At 59.8% G+C, this 4,180-nt stretch carries 2 protein-coding genes; both read left to right on the top strand.

The window, feature by feature from the left end:
- The first annotated feature begins 113 nt into the window (after positions 1 to 113).
- On the top strand, positions 114 to 2,213 hold the full coding sequence (locus ACH2EH_RS14365; RefSeq protein ID WP_395142732.1) for an alkaline phosphatase D family protein: 2,100 nt from the start codon (positions 114 to 116) through the stop codon (positions 2,211 to 2,213).
- Positions 2,206 to 4,180 (top strand): sulfatase-like hydrolase/transferase (locus tag ACH2EH_RS14370; RefSeq protein WP_395142733.1); only part of this gene is annotated, 1,975 nt, incomplete at its 3' end. The genes ACH2EH_RS14365 and ACH2EH_RS14370, both read left to right, overlap by 8 nt.

Below are 4,180 nucleotides of genomic sequence, written 5' to 3' on the forward strand. Positions count from 1 at the left end.
ATGGGGGAGCGCGTCAACCTCGCCGATACCAACCCCAGTAAGCGCGAGGAGCTCCTCAAAGACTTGCTCGCCTGGATCAAGGCAGCGAATGCCCCATTGGCAGGCAAGAAATCATGAGTCTGTTTCAAAGTGATTGGAAGGGCACCCGCCACTGGGTGGGGCCGGAGTTCTGGGCGGCGCCGCTTCAGGACTGGAGCGTGGAGAATGGCGAGGTGGTGGCACTGACGGCCAAGGGGCGCTTACTGCATCTGCTGACCCATGCGCTGACCGAAAAACCAGGCGCGTTCACGCTCTCCGTGACCGTGCGGCTGGACGGCACCCCCGCGCAGCCGTCGGCGGTGCGGGCGGGTTTTGCCTTTGCCCTGCGCGGCCAGCTCGCGGACTTTCGCCACGCGCTCTGGCACTATCAGCACAAGCTTGAAGCCGGGATTCGCGCCGATGGTAAGCTGTTTATAGGAGAAAGTTTGAGCGCTGAGGTGCTTGATGCCAAGCTGCCCGTGGCGCTGAAGCTGAGCGTGGCGGTGGACGGAACGGCGACACTGACGGGGACACAGGGCGAGAAAATGGCAAGTGTCGCGGCGAAATTAGATGCGGCGGCGCTGCACGGCAATATCGCGCTCCTGGCTGAGGCTCCTCGTAATCAGCCCGAGGGCAATAACCAGCCGATCATTCGCTGGCGCTACAGCAACTGGCATGTAGAGGGGGAGAAGGTGGGGGTTTTCCCCAAGCGGACGTTCGGGCCGCTGCTCTGGACACAGTACACACTCTCCGGGGGCGTGCTAAAGCTGCTGGCACTCCTGCCACCACTGGAAAAATCCGATACACAGACAGTTCGCCTGGAAGCTCTACGCAACGACCGCTGGGAGAAGCTCAGCGACGCTACCGTGGAGCCGCTTGCGAGCACCGCGCTCTTTCGCATCCCAGGCTGGAAGGCCAGCGCGGACACAGCGTATCGGGTTGCCTATACCTGGCAAGGAAAAGACTATCTCTGGGAAGGGACAATCCGCCGTGATCCCGTGGAGCGGGAGAGCCTGACAGTTGGGGTGCTCTCCTGCGATCATGGCTATGTCTTTCCGCAGACCCGCCTCACGGGCATGGTCGCGAAACAAAACCCCGATTTGCTCTGCTTTCTGGGCGACCAGATCTACGAGAACTACGGCGGCTTTGGGATTATCCGCAAGCCCACCGATCGGGCGACGCTGGACTATCTGCGCAAGTACTGGCACTTTGGCTGGATGTGGCGCGAGCTGCTCAAAGACCGCCCCTCCGTGATCCTGCCCGATGATCACGATGTGTTTCAGGGCAATATCTGGGGTCAGGGCGGACGGCCTGCACCCAATGGCAAGCAAGAAAACGGTGGCTACGTGATGCCCCCCGAGTGGGTGGGTGTGGTGCAGCGTACTCAGACCGCGCACCTGCCCGATCCCGTTGATCCCGCACCAGTCGCGCAGGGAATAGGGGTGTACTTCACGCAGCTTACGTACGGCGGTGTGGACTTCGCCGTGATCGAGGATCGCAAGTTCAAGACCGGCCCCGATGATGCCATTCCCGCTGCACTTCGACAGCAAGGCAAGTCCGATCCCAAGGCACTGGACGCGCCGGGCGCACAGCTCTTAGGGGAGCGGCAGGAGCGCTTTCTTGCCCGCTGGTCCAAGGAGCCTGCGCCGTTTAAGGTCGTGCTTTCTCAGACGATCTTTTGCCACGCGACCACGCACTCTGGGCCACAGCTCAACCCGATCAAGCTCGATCTGGACTGCAACGCTTGGCCGCAGTCCGGGCGTCAGCGGGCACTCACGGCATTGAATCCATCGGTCTTGATGCTGGCGGGCGATCAGCACAGTGGGATTCTCCTGCGGCATGGCATGGATAACTGGGACGATGGCCCGCTGGCCTTTATGGTGCCCGGCACCGCCAACGGCTGGCCGCGCGCTTGGTGGCCGGAGGGAGCCAGCATCACGGGGCGCTTCACCGATAGTTTTGGGCACAAAATTACCGTGCTGGCCGCCGCGAACCCCGAGAAGGGTAGCAATCTACTCAAAGAAGTCGGCGGCACGGTTCCTCCCGATGAAGTGGCGCACAAGAAAGGCTCGGGCTATGGTATTGTCCGGCTGAACAAGAAAACCCGTGAAGCGACGTTTGAGATGTGGCGACACGGGGGCGGGCAGTTTGAGGGCTTCCCAAAGACTATTAACGTGGGAGAGAAACGTGCATAAAGAGCTACTGGTACTGGCGCTACTGCTCACTCCTCTAGTCTTCCCCTGCTCGGCAGGGGCTAGAGGGCAACAAGAGCGACCTAATATTCTATGGATCGTCAGCGAGGACAACGCGGCGCAGTGGCTGGGCTGCTACGGCAACAAAGAGGCGCAGACACCGCGCATTGATGCCCTCGCCAAGCAGAGCGTGCTCTTCGAGAAAGCCTACGCCAATGCGCCGGTCTGTGCCGTGTCTCGTTGTACGTTGCTCAACGGAGCCTACTCTGTCAGTCTCGGGACGCAGAACATGCGCTCGCGGCATGCTATCCCCGCTAACTTTAAGCCCTATGTCTCCTCTCTACGAGAACAGGGTTACTACTGCACCAACAACGCCAAGACTGACTATAACTTTAAGGGAAATGATAATTCCTACTGGGATATGTCATCGAACCAGGCGCACTATAAGAACCGCCCAGAAGGCAAGCCGTTCTTTGCCATTTTTAATATCGAGATCAGCCACGAGAGCAATCTCTTCCCCGCTAAGGTCAAGACCAACCGTGAAAATGGTCAGACGCCCCAGACATCGCGCCTTGATCCCAACAAACTATTTCTGCCGCCCTATCTCCCTGATCTGCCCGAGATGCGCTCGGACTGGGCGATCTACCACGACACGATCACGGCGATGGACAAGCAAGTCGGTGCGAAGCTCGATGAGCTGGAAAAGAGTGGGCTTGCCGAAAACACGATTGTCTTCTACTACGCCGATCATGGCGGCCCAACACCACGTGGCAAGCGCTACTTAGAAGACACCGGCGTTCACATCCCGTTGCTTGTCCATGTGCCTAAGAAATGGCAAGCGCTTTCCCCGTTCGCCCAAGGCCAGCGGGTGAGCGAGCTGGTCTCGTTTGTGGACTTCGCCCCGACACTGCTCTCGCTCTGTGGTCTGAAAAAGCCCGCGCAGATGCAGGGACGTGCGTTCTTAGGCTCCGAGCGGATCGCGCCGCCCGCAAAGCCAACTGTCTTTCTCTACGCGGATCGGTTTGACGAGCTTTATGGTATGCGCCGCGCGATCACCGACGAGCGCTTTAAGTACATCCGGCGCTTCATGCCGCACCTGCCGTCGGCTCCTTATAGCTACTACCAGATGGCTATTCCCGGCTGGGCCGCGTGGCAAAAAGCCTGGCAAGACGGCAAGCTCTCCGGTTACCACAAAGCGCTCTGGGAGCCCGCCGAGGCCACGGAGGAGCTCTTCGATACACAGAGCGATCCCTGGGAGATCAAGAACCTCGCCCGTGATCCCGCACAGACTAAACGGCTTGCAGCCATGCGCACGCAGCTCAAAGCCACCATGACTCAGGTACACGACACCGCGCTTGTGCCTGAGCCGATGTACGCCGAGCTGGCGGGAAACAACGCGACGATTCACGGCTACGTCAACAGCGCCGCCTTTCCGCTCACCGACGTTGTCGAGATCGCGTTTTTGGCCTCAGCGCGGGATACAAAGAACCTGCCCGCGCTCACAAAAGCGCTGAAATCTCCGCACCCCGTGATCCGTTACTGGGGCGCACTGGGTTGTGTCGCACTAGGCAAGAGTGCCAGCTCTGCGACAGATGCACTCTCGCCGCTTCTCACCGATGCCTCTGCCGCCAACCGAATCACTGCAGCCCATGCGCTCTTTGTGCTAGGGCAATCGGAGCGCGGAAAGGCAGTACTTCTGGCGGAGCTGGACAAGCCCACCAACGAGTACGCCCAGCAGCTTCTCGTCAATACGATCACCCGGCTTAGCTTGGAAGCGGCGATCCCGACTTCCTGGACTGAGCGGATTCTCAAATCCGACAGCGCCAACGAGTACCTCAAGCGGCTGGCAACCCGGCTCAACAAGAAACAAGAAACCATGAATATCGTGAAGAAACCCAATGTGGTGCTCATCCTCGCCGATGACATGGGCTGGTCGGATCTGGGCTGCTACGGGAGCGAGATCAAGACCC

The sequence above is a fragment of the Armatimonas sp. genome (genome assembly GCF_043760365.1).
GTDB lineage: Bacteria > Armatimonadota > Armatimonadia > Armatimonadales > Armatimonadaceae > Armatimonas.